10 protein-coding genes are annotated in these 17,349 nt (G+C 39.1%); 7 read left to right on the top strand and 3 right to left on the bottom strand.

Annotated features, from left to right (window positions below):
* Nucleotides 1–109: 109 nt before the first annotated feature.
* Nucleotides 110–454, top strand: coding sequence for an MmcQ/YjbR family DNA-binding protein (locus tag SanaruYs_RS11095; RefSeq protein WP_127122637.1), 345 nt, complete (start codon nt 110–112; stop codon nt 452–454).
* Nucleotides 455–471: 17 nt separating this feature from the next.
* On the opposite strand, the gene SanaruYs_RS11090 is transcribed toward SanaruYs_RS11095, so the two are convergent.
* A complete protein-coding gene (locus SanaruYs_RS11090; protein WP_127122636.1) occupies nt 472–1,374 on the bottom strand; it encodes a DUF4350 domain-containing protein in 903 nt (300 codons plus the stop codon).
* A 257-nt stretch (nt 1,375–1,631) separates the two neighbouring features.
* Here SanaruYs_RS11090 and gltB point away from each other — a divergent pair, with 257 nt between their 5' ends.
* The 6 genes from gltB (at nt 1,632) to SanaruYs_RS11060 (ending at nt 15,434) form a co-directional block, all read left to right on the top strand.
* Nucleotides 1,632–6,152: a glutamate synthase large subunit gene (gltB, locus tag SanaruYs_RS11085; protein ID WP_127122635.1), complete on the top strand. Its 4,521-nt coding sequence runs from the start codon at nt 1,632–1,634 to the stop codon at nt 6,150–6,152.
* 48 nt (nt 6,153–6,200) lie between these two features.
* A complete protein-coding gene (locus SanaruYs_RS11080; protein ID WP_127122634.1) occupies nt 6,201–7,664 on the top strand; it encodes a glutamate synthase subunit beta in 1,464 nt (487 codons plus the stop codon).
* Between the two features lie 811 nt (nt 7,665–8,475).
* On the top strand, nt 8,476–12,726 hold the full coding sequence (locus tag SanaruYs_RS11075; RefSeq protein WP_127122633.1) for a fibronectin type III domain-containing protein: 4,251 nt from the start codon (nt 8,476–8,478) through the stop codon (nt 12,724–12,726).
* 10 nt (nt 12,727–12,736) lie between these two features.
* Nucleotides 12,737–13,825 (top strand): hypothetical protein, encoded by a 1,089-nt coding sequence (locus SanaruYs_RS11070; protein WP_127122632.1) that lies wholly within the window; start codon nt 12,737–12,739, stop codon nt 13,823–13,825.
* Between the two features lie 36 nt (nt 13,826–13,861).
* Nucleotides 13,862–14,428 (top strand): hypothetical protein, encoded by a 567-nt coding sequence (locus tag SanaruYs_RS11065; protein ID WP_127122631.1) that lies wholly within the window; start codon nt 13,862–13,864, stop codon nt 14,426–14,428.
* 109 nt (nt 14,429–14,537) lie between these two features.
* Entirely contained in the window at nt 14,538–15,434 is an 897-nt protein-coding gene (locus tag SanaruYs_RS11060; protein WP_127122630.1) for a hypothetical protein, read from the top strand.
* Between the two features lie 75 nt (nt 15,435–15,509).
* Here SanaruYs_RS11060 and SanaruYs_RS11055 read toward each other — a convergent pair whose 3' ends face one another.
* Together SanaruYs_RS11055 and SanaruYs_RS11050 are read right to left on the bottom strand one after the other, a co-directional pair.
* Entirely contained in the window at nt 15,510–16,163 is a 654-nt protein-coding gene (locus SanaruYs_RS11055; protein WP_127122629.1) for a hypothetical protein, read from the bottom strand.
* A gap of 160 nt (nt 16,164–16,323) precedes the next feature.
* On the bottom strand, nt 16,324–17,121 hold the full coding sequence (locus SanaruYs_RS11050) for a type I restriction enzyme HsdR N-terminal domain-containing protein (RefSeq protein ID WP_127122628.1): 798 nt from the start codon (nt 17,119–17,121) through the stop codon (nt 16,324–16,326).
* Nucleotides 17,122–17,349: the final 228 nt, after the last annotated feature.

Raw genomic sequence — 17,349 nt, 5'->3', positions numbered from 1 at the left:
GTTGGAAAAGTAGATGATCGGTCAATGGCTTCTGTAGCGTTTACTTATTTGTATGTAGATTTATGCGGAAACATTTTTTCAAAGAATAAACAGAACAATGGCTTAAAATATGGTAAAAATTAATGCCGTGAGAAAACTGGCGCTTTCATTTCCGGAAGCCACAGAAATGCCACATTTTGAAAAGACTTCATTCATGGTGAAAGCAAAGATATTTGCTACCTACGACCAGAAAAATGAAAGACTTTGCATTAAACTTTCTGAAATTGATCAGCACGTGTTTTTCTCAGCTGATAAAACAATCATTTATCCACTAGACAATAAATGGGGTAAGCAAGGCTGGACATTGATTGAAATGAAAAAGGTGCAGAAAGATTTACTTGTGGATGCTTTAACTACGGCATATTGTGAAGTGGCACCGAAAAAACTGGCTGAACAAGTAAGGCCTAAAGATTAAGAGGCAGCGCAATTGATTTAATCAATCATGCCATCCAGCCAGTGAATAATGTTTAAGAGCAATTGCATATTCTGCGAAGCACTTTTCTCATTCATACCAATTTTACTATTGCCTTGTCGCTGTGCCGTAAACATGGCTGCTTCCCCAAACACCACAATTCTACCCTTACCAAATTTCATATAAGCACCCTGCACAAGATCTTCGCCTGACACTGAAGGTGTGTTTTTATTAAACTCCCAGGCAACTTCAGGTATTTTGACCTTGTACTTATCGTTTAGTGTAATAATCGCCTGCGCGTTAGTTGGAATTTTAAATCCCTGACCTGTAAAAGTCTGCACAGTTGTAACAGACTCTTCTTCGTCACGACCTTGCGTTAAAGTATTGCTGACAAGTCCATCATCGATAGTAAAAATATCTCTGCCCCCATTTTTCATGGCGAAGCCATTGATGAATGCTACATCAAAAGCCTTGGCAAGTTTTTCAGCGGCTCCCGGGAAAGGCATGTGATCGGCAATGAGAAATAATGAGCCGCCATCTTGTACCCATTTTGTTAAGGCTTCAATCTCTTCATCTGTAAAAGCAGAGGGCGTTGGTAATGTCCATCGTTGTTGGTTTGAAGCATGCAAGGCATTAGCGATTACAAAAATTTTAGTTGAGTCCAGATTTTCTCTTGAAACAAGTTGCGTGCCCCTTTCAACCCTGTAACCATCCTGTTCCAGCACGCGGGCAAAAGGAAGGTAACGCCCGCGCATGGTATGAAAGTTATAATGTGCTTCATCAATCCTAACAACAGATCCTGTTCCTCTTTGATAAGCGGGATTTATAATCGTGGGCTTGAACAAAGTGTCAGCCAATTGTTGTGCGTTTGCCGAAAGTGAACAAAGCACCATCAGTTTTAATACCAGCGCTTTTACTTGCATGAAGGTAATTTAACACTATTCTACAAAATTATAAAATGACCATCTCTGTCTGAATTGATTTCAAATTTGGAATTTAAAATTTGGAATCAACCCCATGCCTATGCTAAACAAGTGTTAATATCTCTAAAACAAACGTTTTCGCTACTGATCGTTAGTTCGCTTCTTGATTTTTTTACAACACTTTTCCATTTATGGTCAGGATAGGATTCTTTGATTACTTAAATTGACTGACTTACGTCAACCTTAACCTTAAAGAATTGTCATTAGCCGGATTGTATCACGAAAGTTTTGAACACGACTCATGTGGTGTTGGATTTATTGCGAATGTTAAAGGTCATAAGTCGCATCAAATTATAAGCGATGCACTTACCATGTTAGAACGCATGGAGCATAGAGGTGCTTGTGGCTGCGAACCCAACACAGGTGATGGTGCAGGTATTTTAATACAAGTGCCACATGAATTCTACAGCAGCGAATGTCGTAAGCTTGGTTTTAAGTTACCTTCATTCGGTAACTACGGGGTAGGGCTCATTTTTTTTCCACGCGATGCAAAAGTGCGTGAAGAGTGTCGCACGGTGCTTAGCCGACAAATCAAAAAAATGAAAATGCAGTTGTTGGGCTATCGCACACTCGAAACCAGCAACGAAGCATTGGGGGAAACTGCGCTACAGTCTGAGCCGGTAATGGAGCAGATCTTTATTAAAAGGCTGGATGATGGTACCAATCCTGATGATTTCGAACGCAAACTTTTTATTCTTAGAAAATATGTCACGCAATTAATAACGGAGTCTGTAAAGGGTGTCGATAATCAATTTTATTTCTCATCGCTATCTTATAAAACCATTTCATACAAGGGCATGCTCATGTCCGGGCAGCTGCGTTATTATTTTCATGATCTGGAAAATGAAGAAGTGGTTTCAGCACTCGCGGTAATCCACTCTCGTTTTTCAACTAACACCTCTCCTTCCTGGAGATTAGCACAGCCCTTCCGTTATATCGCACACAACGGAGAAATTAATACTGTGCAGGGTAATATCAATTGGTTAAAAGCCAAAGAAACATTTTTCGCTTCGCCTTATTTTACCCGCGAAGAGTTAGACATGATTTTACCGATTTGTAATTCAAAACAATCGGACTCTTCCAACCTCGACAATACGATTGAATTGCTCGTTCATGCCGGTCGTTCATTACCGCATGTGATGATGATGCTCATTCCCGAAGCATGGGATGGCAATGAAGCAATGAGTCGGGAGAAAAAAGATTTTTACGAATACCACGCTAATTTGATGGAACCCTGGGATGGCCCCGCCTCTATCACTTTTACAGATGGTAAAATAGTGGGTGCTACGCTCGACCGAAACGGACTTCGTCCATCGCGTTTTATTGTTACAGAAGATGACATGGTGATCATGGCATCAGAAGTGGGCGTGTTAGACATTGATCCAGCCAGGGTTATTTCCAAAGGTCGTTTGCAACCAGGTAAAATGTTTGTGGTTGATTTGGAGAAAGGCCGCATTATCAGTGACGATGAATTAAAAAGAGAAATTTGTACACTGCAACCCTATGGAAAATGGCTGAAAGAAAATAAAGTAAGACTCATAGACCTGCCTGAGCCCGGAGGAAGTTTTCACAAATACGATCCTGTTACTTTCTTAAAACGCCAGATTTCTTTCGGCTACACATCAGAAGACATCAAAACCATACTTTTGCAAATGTGCGAAACGGGTAAAGAGGCGATCGGTTCCATGGGAAATGATACGCCACTGGCTGTGTTGTCTAATCAGGCGCAACATTTATCTAATTACTTTAAGCAGCTTTTTGCACAAGTTACCAATCCACCGATTGATTCTATTCGCGAACGTTTAGTGATGTCACTTGCTTCTCATGTAGGGGGTTCGTTAAATCTTCTGGAGGAATCACCCGAGCATTGTATTACACTGGAATTACCAACGCCTATCCTTACCAATACTGAGTTAGAAAAAATCAGATACATCGATCACCTTCATCTTCAAACCAAAACCATCTACACCTATTTTCGGGCTGATGGCAAAGCAGGTTCGTTGGAAAATGGTCTCAATCGTGTTTGTCAATATGTAGAGGATGCCATTGAAGATGGTTTTACCATTATTATTCTTTCTGATAGAAGCTTTGACAGCGGTCATACGCAAATCCCTTCGCTACTCGCTGTTGCCGCAGTACATCACGATCTGATCCGAAAAGGTCTGCGTGGTAAAGTTGGTTTGTTAGTTGAGGCTGGCGATGTATGGGAAACACATCATTATGCAACGCTGATTGGTTATGGTGCTTCAGGTGTAAATCCTTACCTCGTGTACCAGACCATACACGACATGAAGAAACAAAATCTGTTAAAAAATGATTTGACAGAGGAGAAAGCAATCTATAACTATAAAAAAGCAGTAGGTGGTGAGTTGTTAAAGATCATGAGTAAGATGGGCATCAGCACTTTGCAGTCTTATCATGGCGCTCAGATATTTGAAGCGCTGGGCATTCATCAAAGTGTAATCTCTCACTACTTCACGGGGACTGTTTCCCGTATTGGCGGTTTAACGCTGGATGATATTGCGAAAGAGGCATTGGTTAAACATCAGTTTGCCTTTCCAAAAAATTATGGCACGCAACCAAAATTGGAAGTGGGTGGCGTTTACCAATGGAAACAAAGAGGAGAAGCGCATTTGTTTAATCCGCAGACCATACACTTGCTGCAGCAATCAACCCAAACAAAAGATTATTCACTTTTCAAAAAGTATACAGCACTCATCAATGAGCAAAGTGAAAAAGCCATTACACTGCGTAGTATCTTAAAATTCAAAAAAGGAAAATCTATTTCCCTTGATGAAGTAGAATCGAAAGAAAACATTTTTAAACGTTTCGCTACGGGCGCTATGTCTTTCGGTTCCATTTCGCATGAAGCACACAGCACACTGGCGATTGCCATGAACCGCATCGGTGGTAAAAGTAATTGTGGTGAAGGTGGTGAAGAAGAAAGTCGTTTCTATAAAAAAGAAAATGGTGATTGGGAAAACTCAGCCATTAAACAAGTAGCCTCTGGTCGGTTTGGTGTTACAAGCAACTATTTAACGCACGCTAAGGAATTACAAATAAAAATGGCGCAAGGTGCCAAGCCCGGTGAAGGTGGACAATTACCCGGTCATAAAGTAGATGATTGGATTGGTCGCGTGCGTCATGCTACACCTGGGGTTGGTTTAATCTCACCACCGCCACATCACGACATTTATTCAATAGAAGACCTCGCACAATTAATCTTCGATTTAAAAAATGCCAATCGCGAAGCGCGCATAAGCGTTAAGTTAGTAAGTGAAGCCGGTGTTGGTACAATTGCTTCCGGTGTAGCCAAAGCACATGCAGATGTCATTCTAATTTCCGGTCACGATGGTGGCACAGGTGCTTCTCCACTCAGCTCCATTCGTCATGCTGGTTTGCCCTGGGAATTAGGTTTAGCAGAAGCGCATCAAACATTAGTAAAAAATAAATTGCGTGGACGTGTTGTGCTACAAACCGATGGACAAATACGAACCGGGCGAGATTTAGCCATTGCTGCTTTACTTGGTGCTGAAGAATGGGGTGTGGCTACTGCGGCACTTGTAACCACAGGTTGCATTATGATGCGTAAGTGTCATTTGAATACCTGTCCTGTTGGTGTAGCAACGCAAAACAAAGAACTACGCGCTTTGTATACTGGCAAGCCTGAACATGTGGTAAACCTCTTTGAGTTTCTTGCCGAAGAACTAAGAGAGATTATGGCTGAGCTCGGTTTCAGAACGGTGGACGAAATGGTAGGACAGAGTGATCGTTTAGCATTACGTGAATCGAATCAGCATTGGAAAAGTACACATCTTGATCTTTCTCCTTTATTGTTTAAGCCCGCTGTACAATTAGACACAGCCATCTTCCAGCAGGAAACACAAGATCATAATATCGATTATGTATTGGATAGAAAACTAATCACTGCAGCACAACCTGCCTTACTTAACGGTGAAAGTGTAGCAGGAGAATTTGTCATCACCAACCAGGATCGTTCTGTTGGTGCGATGCTCTCGAATGAAGTATCAAAAATTTATAAAGGGAAAGGACTACCTGACGACACGCTGCAGTTTTCCTTTACAGGTACAGCAGGACAAAGTTTTGGTGCCTTTTCAACACATGGCATTACTTTTAAACTGGCAGGCGATGCCAATGACTATTTTGGTAAAGGACTCTCAGGCGCTAAACTGATTTTACATCCGAATAAAAAAACAAAGTACAACGCAGCAAAAAATATTATCGTAGGCAACGTTGCTTTCTTCGGTGGCACTTCTGGTGAAAGTTACATCAATGGGATGGCGGGCGAGCGTTTCGCAGTGCGCAACTCTGGTGTACAGGTTGTGGTAGAAGGCGTGGGCGATCACGGTTGTGAATACATGACTGGTGGTGTAGTGGTGGTGCTGGGAGAAACCGGGAGAAACTTTGCAGCCGGGATGAGTGGTGGTGTCGCCTATGTCTGGGATATGAATAAACACTTTGTCAAGAACTGCAATATGGAAATGGTATTACTCGATACGCTGGAGGCTGAAGATGAAGTATGCTTGAAAAAAATGATTCAGGCACATGCGGATTATACTAACAGCAATGTTGCTGCACACATTCTCAGTTATTGGCCAACTGCCTTTAAACAATTTGTAAAAGTAATGCCAGTCGAGTACAAAGCTGTTTTAGAGAAGCAAAAGCTTACCGGTAAAGTTAAGCAAGCAACCAGCTAAAATATTTTCAACTAAATACATCAGGTATTCTATTTAAATCATTTTAACATGGGGAAACCAACAGGATTTTTAGAAGAAAACAGAGCACTTCCAAAAAAACGCGATCCAAAGATTCGTGTAAAAGATTACAATGAAGTTGATGGTGCGCTGGATTTTAATATCACCAACAAGCAGGCTTCCCGTTGTATGGATTGCGGCACACCCTTCTGTCATAGTGGTTGTCCCCTGGGCAATATCATACCGGAATTTAACGATGCTGTTTACCAGGAGAACTGGCGACTCGCTTACGAAATTTTAATCTCCACCAACAACTTTCCTGAATTCACTGGAAGAATTTGCCCCGCTCCCTGCGAAGCATCCTGTGTGTTAGGCATTAACAAACCTGCTGTTGCAATTGAATACATTGAGAAGTCAATTATTGAAAAAGCATTTGAAGCTGGTTACGTAAAGCCGCGCATTCCTGCCAATCGAACGCATAAAATAGTTGCCATCATCGGCTCCGGACCAACAGGTTTAGCTGCGGCAGCGCAATTGAATTATGCAGGGCATACCGTAACTGTATTCGAACGTGCAGATGAAGTGGGAGGTTTGTTGCGTTATGGCATTCCCGATTTTAAATTGGATAAGCTTGTGCTCAATCGAAGAATCAAGTTGATGATGGAAGAAGGTGTGAAGTTTCAAACCAATACAAACATCGGTGTAAACTATGCTGTCGATCAACTGTTTGATAACTTCGATGCTATATTACTTTGTGTGGGCTCAACTGTGCCTAGAGATTTACCCTTACCGGGCCGCCAGTTAAAGGGTGTTCATTTTGCGATGGATTTTTTAACACAACAAAACCGAAGAGTATCAGACAAACCTGTGAAAGAAGAAGTATTGTTGGCGACTAACAAAAATGTGGTGGTGATTGGTGGTGGCGATACAGGTTCCGATTGCGTGGGCACTTCTAACCGACATGGTGCAAAGTCTGTAACACAACTTGAGATTCTAAACAAACCACCGCAAGAAAGAACTGAAGCTATGCCATGGCCGAACTGGCCAACGATATTGCGGACTTCAACATCGCATGAAGAAGGCTGTGAACGTAAGTGGAGTATTGTGACTAAAGAATTTATGGGTGATGAACATGGCCAGCTTAAGGGTATTAAAGTAGCCGATGTAGTGATGAAAACTAATCCAGGCTCTGCACCTACCTTTGAAGAAGTACCGGGGAGTGAAAAAACAATTCCTTGCGAACTCGCTTTACTGGCCATGGGCTTCTTGCATCCACAACATAATGGACTACTTGATCAGTTAGGCCTTGAGTACGATGAGCGCGGCAATGTTAAAGGCAGAAATTTCAAGACCTCAAAAGAAAAAGTATTTGCCGCTGGCGATTGTCGCAGAGGACAAAGTCTGGTGGTATGGGCCATAAGCGAAGGACGTGAAGCTGCAAGAGCGATTGATGAAAGCCTTATGGGAAAATCAAATTTAGAAGCGAAAGAGAAGGGAATTTTGAGTGTTGTCTAGTTGATGTGCTGATTCGGTGATTCGATGATTTGTTAATTAAAGAATTAAATAAAATATACACGTCTTTGCGAGGAATTGATCTGGAATGTGTGGTGGCATGACGAAGCAATCTGGATTGATGTGCTGATTCGGTAATTCGTTGATTCTTTCCAACCAGCATCACTTAGAGAACAGCCCCGCTGTGCCCCGCTGTTCGAGATGTTAGCGCAGCGCATCTCGAACTACTAATAATGCCGGATTTTAAATCCGGTTTAAAAGAACTTATGCATAGTAAAACGGGGCATAAGTCTCTTACATGTTTACACCAGTTTGTTGTGCCTATCCTTGATTGAAGAAGTAGAAAAATGCATCATTATTTTTAGATTATTAGAGCATATAACAACAAACGAGTTTTCGCTCTCAGGCCGCTGGGCCTCGCATACTCATTCAAGGCATTATGCTATCCCTGCCTACCGGCAGGCAGGCACACATTCCCTGCCAGACCGAAGATAGCATAATGCCTTGTCTGAGCATGCTGTGATGAAGCATAGGAAATTCAAATTAGATGAAACGAACAACACCTGACCTCCAGCCTCTATCATCCATCCGCTCTCCAAAAAATCTTCATCCTCCCCAGCTCAATCTTCATCGTAAAAATTCACCACCCTTCCAAATTAAGCTAAAAAACAATCTTCACGTTTTCTGCATTAAATCCAGCATTGTTTTATACAATCCTCCTGCGCTAACTTAACCAGTGCAGCAGAAAATTTCTGCTGCGCATGACACGCCCCCTGTCAAGCTTTACACTTCGTTTTGCAACAACCGGGCGCGCATGTCAATACCTAAACATGTTTTATTTTTCCTTTTGATGGTGTTATCACTTTCCCTCAAGGCTCAGGTATTTCCAGTACAAGGCAACGTTGTACTCAACCCACCTTATAGTCCGTACATGGCCGACTTAACTGCACTAGGCTCACAACGCTTCTGGCTCACTTTGCGACTGCAAGATCCCACCATCAATACTTACAATTGCAAATTGCGACTAACCATTGAAGGAGTCGGTATTACCATACGAACAAAAAATACTTTTCTTCCACAACCCATTACCCTGGAAGGTGGTGGCATACCACAATTTTTTTATGGCGATGATCTGGTAGCTTACTTCAATCCTGCCAACCTCGACTTTGTCGGCCTCACCCGCAGTCAGTATGAAAGAACACAACGCCTGCCTGAAGGTGTTTACCGCTTTACCATAGAAGTACTCGATTACAATAGAGGAACCTTGGTCAGTAATAAAATTGGTACCACCGCCTGGATAGTACTCAACGACCCGCCCTTGCTTAACCTACCACACAACGATACTAAAATTGCCATACTTGAACCGACCAACATTGCTTTTACCTGGACACCACGCCACACAGGCTCACCCAATGCAGCCTTTACCACAAACTATACTTTTAAAATGGTAGAGTTGGCACCCAATGCCACTAGTCAATCAGCCAATGCTGCTTTTTTAAGTCAACCGGTGTTATATGAAACAACCCTGAGTCAAAACCAATTGGTGTACGGCCCTGCCGAACCTACTTTAATGGCCGGAAGAAAATACGCCTGGCAAGTGCAGGCAACAGATACAGAAGACAGAGACCTTTTTCGAAATAATGGAAAAAGTGAAGTGTTTGTTTTTCAATATGGTGATGCCCTTGGCATACCAAGAAATGTTTTACAACAAGGCGGTAATGCAACCACACTTTCAATGCAATGGGAATTGCCAAGTGAAGGAGAGATGCCTGCACAATACCGCATCCGGTATAAACCACTCAGCAGTCCTGCAAATAATTACTTTGAATCTGTTACCACTAACCGCTACTATACATTAGGCGAACTGAATCCTTCTACCAACTACTTAGTACAGGTAAGGTCAGAGCGCAATAGCATTTTTAGCGAGTACAGTGCTCCCTTGCAGATGAGCACCACCTCACTGGAAGACGGACCATACACCTGCGGACAAGCACCTGTACTTACACCCCCTACTACAACAGAAATACTACCACGCTTATTTCCCGGAGATGAAATAAGGATGCACGACTTCCGGATGATGGTGCTAACCGTAGAAGGTAGCAATGGCTACTTCAGTGGTACGGGTTTAATGCCCGTGTCGTTATTTAACAATGCGAGCGTGAAAGTGCGCTTCAGCGGCAAGGTGAATAAAAACCACGAACTGGCAGGCGAGATTGTAAGCACCTATGCCAAAGGCAATGCCATGGGGCAACTTGTAGAAGAGATGGAGAAGATCGGTGCCGACAGGAATACAGCACAAAACAATGCAAGCGAAACGATTGCCATACCGGTAGCCATTACCATCATTGGCATCATCGACAGCGTGTGGGTACAAGACAGCACTATTGTAGTCTTAAAAGAAGATGGAACACAAGAAGAAATAACTAGACCTGTAACAGCCAGTGGAGCAATGCAATCAGTAGTGCTGACTGATAGTGAAGGCAATAGTTATACGGTGAATAAAGATGGAGAAGTAATCAATAATGGATCGAGTGCGACAAGCACCGTAGCTTCAACTGTACATTATAAAGTAAACTTTACTGCCAAAGAAGATCAGGACTATGGTTTTGATGCTAAAGTGCATGAAGTACTCAACCACTATGAAACAACAAGTATTGAAGGCGACACTTATACCGTCCCCTGGAAATCAGTGGAGACAGGACGCTTTGATAAAGTTAAAGTAACCGCCACAGTACCGCGCGAAAACTTGATTCAAGAAGTGGGCTTTAGTGTAGATGCGGCATCACTCCCAAAACAACAAGGAGAAAATGCCAACGAATTAATTGTGACGCTACAGGGAAAAGCACACGAGCAGGCAGAACAAGTCAGCGCTTATCTCAACCAAGAGAATACCGCAGACTCTACAACAAGCAGATTAGAGGTTGGTAAACTGAATGTGATCAGCTACAACAAGGCCTACAAAAATCTGGTATTGATCTCCGTGAACGGTGCACAGCTACCCGTACAAAAAGAAGTACTCCAAACAGAACTCAATGACATTTACAAGCAAGCCATTGTACAGTGGCAGGTGGAGCCAGTGCAAACCCTAACAGAAATAGATTACGACAAAGACAACAACGGACTTGAGTATGGAAACAGCAATTGGTTTTCGAACTACACCGGAGAAATGCGCACCATCATCAATACCTATTTGCAAAATAGATCATTAATGCCAGACACTTATTACTTGTTTATAGTACCCAAAACAGACGATCCTCAAGTTATGGGCTTTATGCCGCGCATGAAACAAATAGGCTTTATCTGCTCGGAGAAAGTTACAGCAAAAAACATTACAAAAACCATAGCCCATGAGTTAGCTCATGGTGCCTTCCGCTTAGAGCACACCTTCCCATTACTACCCCAGCAAGGCGACAATTTGATGGACTACAGTGCCAATGGCAAAAACTTATTTAAAACACAATGGGATTACATACACAATCCTGTAGCGATGTTGGGATTGTTTGATAGTGATGAAGAGGGGGCGATGGCGCTGCCGTGCTGGGGTTGGTTTGATGATTGTGATGATGTGATTGCTATACTAAATGGAATCAAATCTAGAGTTGGCCTACCGTTACCGTCACTTCCTTTATATAAACCAGATCCTTCAAGGAACAGAGGTAGTGAATATGTAGGTTATTCTATTGAACTGGGTGGTGAAACATATGCTAAGATTACAATTAAAAATGAAATCAAAAGAGATACAGTAATACGTGCTGAAAACTATTTGGATTATGAAAGTCAGGAAGGGGGCAAAACATATGTAGGGTTTATGTACAAACCAAATGATGAATCTTACTTTAAGATACTGCTTTCGAACGAAGAAAATACTGTAGCTCTTGGTTTAAAAAGAGAAAAGCTAAGAAATTACATTTATAAATCGACTCAACAAGGAGGCAATGATGGTAATGAATCAAGTATACTTGATTTTGATGAAACTAGTTATGTGGTTTACCGAAGTAATGCAAACATTAGAGAAAAGATATCACCATACAATCTTTTGAGCCCTGAGAGTTTTTTAGAAAAAGGTAAAGAGGTAGAATTAATTTCTATCTTGGTTGAAGGATCTGATGGCAGAGTAATAGTAAAATGTGATGGAGCTGAGTACTGTACTTGGGTTGGAAATCTTAAGAAGATCATTCCTGTAGAAGATAATGAAGAGTATAAAATTAAAAAAGAGCAATCACCAATTACATCTCCATATTCAGTCACCAACGCTAACATCAATATTTTGAAAAACGATATTTTGAGCATTTCTCATGAATGTGGGATATATCGATATGTAAGAAAAAAGGAAAATACTAATTGGATAAATTTAGGCTGGGTTAAAAACGAGGATTTAAAAAAATACGTTAACATTGGTGCAATGAGTAATACGGTCTTCCGTCAAAAATACCTAGAAGCTTCCATTAAAGCCATTACAGATATAACTGAGGATTGGCGAACAGATCAAGCTGCATGCAACCTGTGCGTCCGTGCAGCACTATTAAACTTTACAGGAGATGATGTATTATTTCCATCTATTGGGAGTTCATTGACAATTCTTGACAATGGGGAACAAATTTATGGAAAAGTTGAAGCTGGTGATGGAAGCGCACAAGGTATTATTGATGATTTAAAAAATGGCAAGCTTAATTCTCATTTTGAGGAGATCGAAAGAACTACTTCAGAAGACTATTCTCAGTTTTGGACAAGAATTCAATCTATGGTAGATAATAACAAACAAATAATAATTGGTGCGCATGATCCCGGTCATGTATTTTTAGTTGTTCCAGGCGGCCTTCATCAAGTTGTTGACAACACGGCAAGGGAGAATAGCCGACTAAATTTAACGGATACAAAGGTTGAGTTAGGTGATAAATGGGGAGGATCGTTTCATAGACGGCATTACAACTTAGTTCTTAGAATAATGGACTGTGGAGCAGGAGTCAAATTCTCAGATGGCCCTATGTACGGTGTAATGGAAGGCGCTGCAGTTAATGGTGAAAAAGCTAACCGTGTAGTTAAATTTTATAAATACAAATTATAAGAATAATAAAATGAAGAATACTTTTTCGTTCAACATTATTTTCTTTCTATTAAGCTTTACCAGCTCTGCACAATATTCAATAACAGATGAGATTATTGTAAAAAAATCAAATGATCTTTTATTACTTCAAAAAAACAGAAACTATTTTCCCGTTGGTAATCAGGATGAAAAGTTAGTTTATCAACTCAATGAAAAAATTGATAAATCTTTGGGATATAGTTCTGAAGCGACAGCAAAGGTTTATTATGAGGAAGTTGCAAGGAAGGTAATTGATTCTTTTAATATCAAAAGTCAAAATGGAAAAATTTTGCGCGTTAAGCAAAAAAATGAAATAACCATAATGTATGGATTTTTTTCAGTTCCTTACAAATTTCGAGAAAAAAGAATCGATGATTTAGCTATGGGCGAATCTTTATTGAGTTACCAGGATATTTGGGTCAAGACAAAAGACGAGAATATCAAATTAAAGTCATATCCTGAGCATTACTATGACAAAGCCGTAGAGTATAGCTTTGATAACTCTGGTAAGTACATACTAATAAATACTTTTGTAAGTGATTATTTACGCTCAACTGATGCGGACAGTATTATATATGGTTATAATTTTAGTACAAAAGATAGTTTTAAGATATTTTGTCAATCGTGTATCAAACCCCAAATAGTTGATGACTTTCTTTACTATGGGAAGAAATTTTATTACCTAAAAGGTTCAGACGCTTATGACTGGAAAATATATCGCGCTCCACTCAACGACCTTACAAAAAGTGAACTACTTGGAGAGTTTATAGAAATAATTGAAGTGAGCCCAGATGCTAAGACAATTTTATGTAAAAAGAATCTTTATGGAAAGGTTGTCCTCGCTTTATTAAATGTTAGCACTAAAAAATTTCAATATTTACTTGGCCGGGATTATCTGAAGTTAAAGTTCTTTTTTTCACCAGGATATAATAAATGGGCCTTTGACTTAGATGATGAAATCGTATACATCAACTATCCAGATCAGTTCACATTTAAAGCTATTGATATAGAAATGAAACAAATCCACACAACTAAAAGTGAAAATAAAATATTTTGGGAAAAACTATTACCGCGAAATTAACTTTTGTGTCCGAATTACGTCTAGTAGAGCTGAGTTGTGATAAAAATATACTTATACCTTCTAGTTTTTATTTTAATCTTCTGTTCGAGCAAACGCACAAATCAATCGAACGATCAAAAAAATTCGAGAGAAACCGTTGAGAAGTTTTATCTATGGTATATTAAGGATGCATATCCAAAAGATTTTAGCTATTACCAAATCCCTCCATATAAAAAGGTTGATCAAAAAAAATACGCATTCGATAATAATGAACATAAGGCCAGGCTTGAAAAAGTTAAATATTTATCGAAAGAATATATCAATTCAAGTTTAGAGAAACTTGAAATCTGTAATACTGAAATGTTAAAACTCGATTGGGATGCTCAGCCTGAATCACAATTCAATATAAGAGCTTGTGACTATCTGTGGTTTGACAATTGGGTAGGTGGACAAGGTGAGGATATTGATGGATTTAGAATTGTAAATGAAGTTGCAAGTAATGATAGAGTGGTATTTATGGTGGAGATACTTATTCAAAAGGATGTTTTCGCTAAATCAAAGGTGACTGTAAAAAAAGAAGATGGCATTTATAAAATCACTAATATTGAATTAATCTGGAATTAATTAGACAACAATTCGTAAAAGAGATTATGTTAACCCGTATGCTTTCTCAAAATAAAAACTTAACCAATTTAAAGAAAAGTTAAAAAGTAGTCTTGATTGCAGATCAACGATGAAACATTATCCAAATCTTCTTCTCCTACTACTAATTTGTTGCAGTTCATGCAATGCAGAAAAGGGTAATTCCACTTCCTCAGTTCAGGAAAAACCAAAGCTGATTTACGGCAGAAACTACTATTGGGAAAAAAGTGATCAGGATAGATTCGTAGCAATAAGTTTTGATTCCACAGATAACATATACTGCACTCTCTATTCTTTTGGCAGCAAGGAGGAGGAAAATGAGAAAAGATATTTAGTAAAATCCACTGGAGTTAATATCTATGAGTTAATTAGTCTAGACAGCAACAGGATTCACTATGAAATAAATATAACTACTAATAAATCTCTAGTCCTGTCAACAACCAATCAACCACTCATCAGCTACACAACCGTTATTGATGATAGTTTTCAAAAGCTCTTCGGTAAGGTAAAAAGTAAATTCCAATATAAGTGTATTTCAAGTGATGAAATTGTTTTTAATGGAATAGTCTGCTACAAAACAACTGTTCATGAAATCTTATCGAAACCAAGCTACAAAAAGCGGATTGAGAGTTATAATGATGAGATATATGGAAAAGGTGAAAATAACTATCTTGAATATAATGGAAACAGATTTTACTATGGAATTGAAACCGGTAGAGAGTATTTTTATAAAATTGAGATAGTTAATAATAAAATGGATTCTCTTTATTTAGGTATTAAGATTGGTGACAAAAAATCAGAGGTAACTAAAAGATTGAGTGTAACATCTAAACCTTATAAAGCTACACGTTCTGAAATCGTCATACGTATCTGCAATGCAAAGTATGAGGGTGGATTTGGTTACCTAAAGCTCAAATTCGCTGATCTAAAAGATATCGATCCAATACTCAAAAGCATTGATTATAATCCATATTATGACGGTGAGTAAGTTTCTAAGAAGGTGCGAGTGAGGCACCCATCCCTCACTGTTCGTAGGGTCTCCCTACGAACTAACAAGAGTAGACTAAAATGCATTTGGTCTTAGAGATACGCTAAGACTAGTTGGGTAATAACAAAACAATTGATTTTTAATTGAGGAATTGGACTGATGGATTTTTAAATCATCTTTCAATAATTGAAGGGCATTAATCTGTTCTTCTAATAATTTGTTTGATAATGAGTCTATTGTTCTTCTTGACGGTTCATGATGTGTTTTTGCAAAATTATAATTTAACCAACTAACATATGTGCTAATCCCTGATATAATTAAAGTTGTAATCAAGATTGCAATTGTACCCTTATTTGTTCTTATAGAAATTTTATTTGCTATTACCGATGATTGATTAGTCTGTATTGAGGAGGAAATCAAGTCATTTTTTAATTTTTCTAGTTCCTTTGAATATTTAATGTATTCATTCCAGCCTCCTGATGTAATTATCTTGTAGCCCTTTGGAGTTATTCTACAATAAGGATTACTTGGTTGAAGACTATTTTCTTTTTCAATTTGTAATAGGTTTTCATCGAGGAGAAAATATTTAAAAATATTTCTTTCTGTCTTTTGATGTGGTAAGTCCTTTACCAAGTCTATACCATCATATATTAGAGCCTTTTCGCCTGATTTAAAATGATTCAATACTATGTCAACATAATTATCAAAGTCACCGGGTCTCAGTTCCATATGATTTATTGGTTAGTTGTTTGTGTGCCCTAACTATATGCATGCTTTGGTTGTGTGGTCTCCCTCAGAGCTGATGGGAATACTTAAACCTACATAAGCTTAGTGTAAGTAAGAGATCTTGTCGAGAAGTTAACCTTAGTGTAGGTTAATCGTTTTTCTTCTATTCTTTTCCTCCTTCCTCTTTTCCGTTGGAATCCGACATTACCGAAAGAGTATTTACAGATTTCTCTGCTGTAACCTTGAGCGTCTTTTTTACTACCGGTTTAAATTTGGGGATTTTCAATTTTTCCAATGGAATCTCATTACAAATTACATCTGTCAACGCTTCTATTATCTCATTGTCTTCAAATTTGGTATCATACTTTGCCTTAAGCTCCTTTTTTAAGAATGTAACAACATGCGGAGAGAATAATAGCCCTGCAAGTCCAATTGGTTCTAATGCTGTATAACGTGCCCAAAGATTTAAAAGGCTATTTTTTATAACTGCATCTTTATAAAAATAGGTTAACAATTCATGAGCTATTTTTATGTCAAAGTCTTCTGAAGCAAAGTCAACTTCAAAAACAAGTTTTTCACTTATCGGCTTTTCAAACAATATCTTATAGAATTGAAATTGCCTTCCATTAGTCAGCAACGCCCATTCTATTCCTTCATTAGCACCATAGTTTATAGCTTGTCTAAGGTGTTTATCGGAAAGTTGTAAAGAAAATGCTTTAACCTCTACTAAGAAATGTCTCTTACCTCCAGTCTGAACTATGTAGTCGGCATAAGTTCCTTTGATCATAAATTCAGTTTTAATTTCTTCCAATTCTAGGTAACCTAGAATAGAGGTTAAAAAGGTGTTAATCATTATTCTGGTGCCTGACTCATCAAGGTCTCCAATATTCTTAGTGATGTAATGTTTCCTGTAGTCTTTTAATGCGAGGAGCATTTTGTCTGATTTGGCTGATGAGATCATAACGAGGGATTTTTGGTTGAAACTTTTACGAGTATTTAAATATATCGATTTTTTTGATCTATCCTATACTGCGGAATGTTCGGGCGGTCAGAATGTAGATCCTTATAACTAGCAAAAAATCCAGATTGCTCAACACTCCTTACCTATCCTCAAAAACCTACTCGATCCCAAAGCCGCATATTCTCAATATCTCATTCAATAAAAATGGTCACAGTAAAACACTACGAC

It is taken from the genome of Chryseotalea sanaruensis, assembly GCF_003990915.1.
Taxonomy (GTDB): domain Bacteria; phylum Bacteroidota; class Bacteroidia; order Cytophagales; family Cyclobacteriaceae; genus Chryseotalea; species Chryseotalea sanaruensis.
The sequence above is the reverse complement of the archived record's forward strand: the minus strand, read 5'-3'. Positions and strand labels throughout refer to the sequence as shown.

What these genes read in the sequence shown, in the direction of transcription:
- SanaruYs_RS11095 (WP_127122637.1), top strand. Translation starts at nt 110, where the DNA reads ATGGTAAAAATTAATGCCGTGAGAAAACTGGCGCTTTCATTTCCGGAA.
- SanaruYs_RS11090 (WP_127122636.1), bottom strand. Translation starts at nt 1,374, where the DNA reads ATGCAAGTAAAAGCGCTGGTATTAAAACTGATGGTGCTTTGTTCACTT.
- SanaruYs_RS11080 (WP_127122634.1), top strand. Translation starts at nt 6,201, where the DNA reads ATGGGGAAACCAACAGGATTTTTAGAAGAAAACAGAGCACTTCCAAAA.
- SanaruYs_RS11075 (WP_127122633.1), top strand. Translation starts at nt 8,476, where the DNA reads ATGTCAATACCTAAACATGTTTTATTTTTCCTTTTGATGGTGTTATCA.
- SanaruYs_RS11070 (WP_127122632.1), top strand. Translation starts at nt 12,737, where the DNA reads ATGAAGAATACTTTTTCGTTCAACATTATTTTCTTTCTATTAAGCTTT.
- SanaruYs_RS11060 (WP_127122630.1), top strand. Translation starts at nt 14,538, where the DNA reads ATGAAACATTATCCAAATCTTCTTCTCCTACTACTAATTTGTTGCAGT.
- SanaruYs_RS11055 (WP_127122629.1), bottom strand. Translation starts at nt 16,163, where the DNA reads ATGGAACTGAGACCCGGTGACTTTGATAATTATGTTGACATAGTATTG.
- SanaruYs_RS11050 (WP_127122628.1), bottom strand. Translation starts at nt 17,121, where the DNA reads ATGATCTCATCAGCCAAATCAGACAAAATGCTCCTCGCATTAAAAGAC.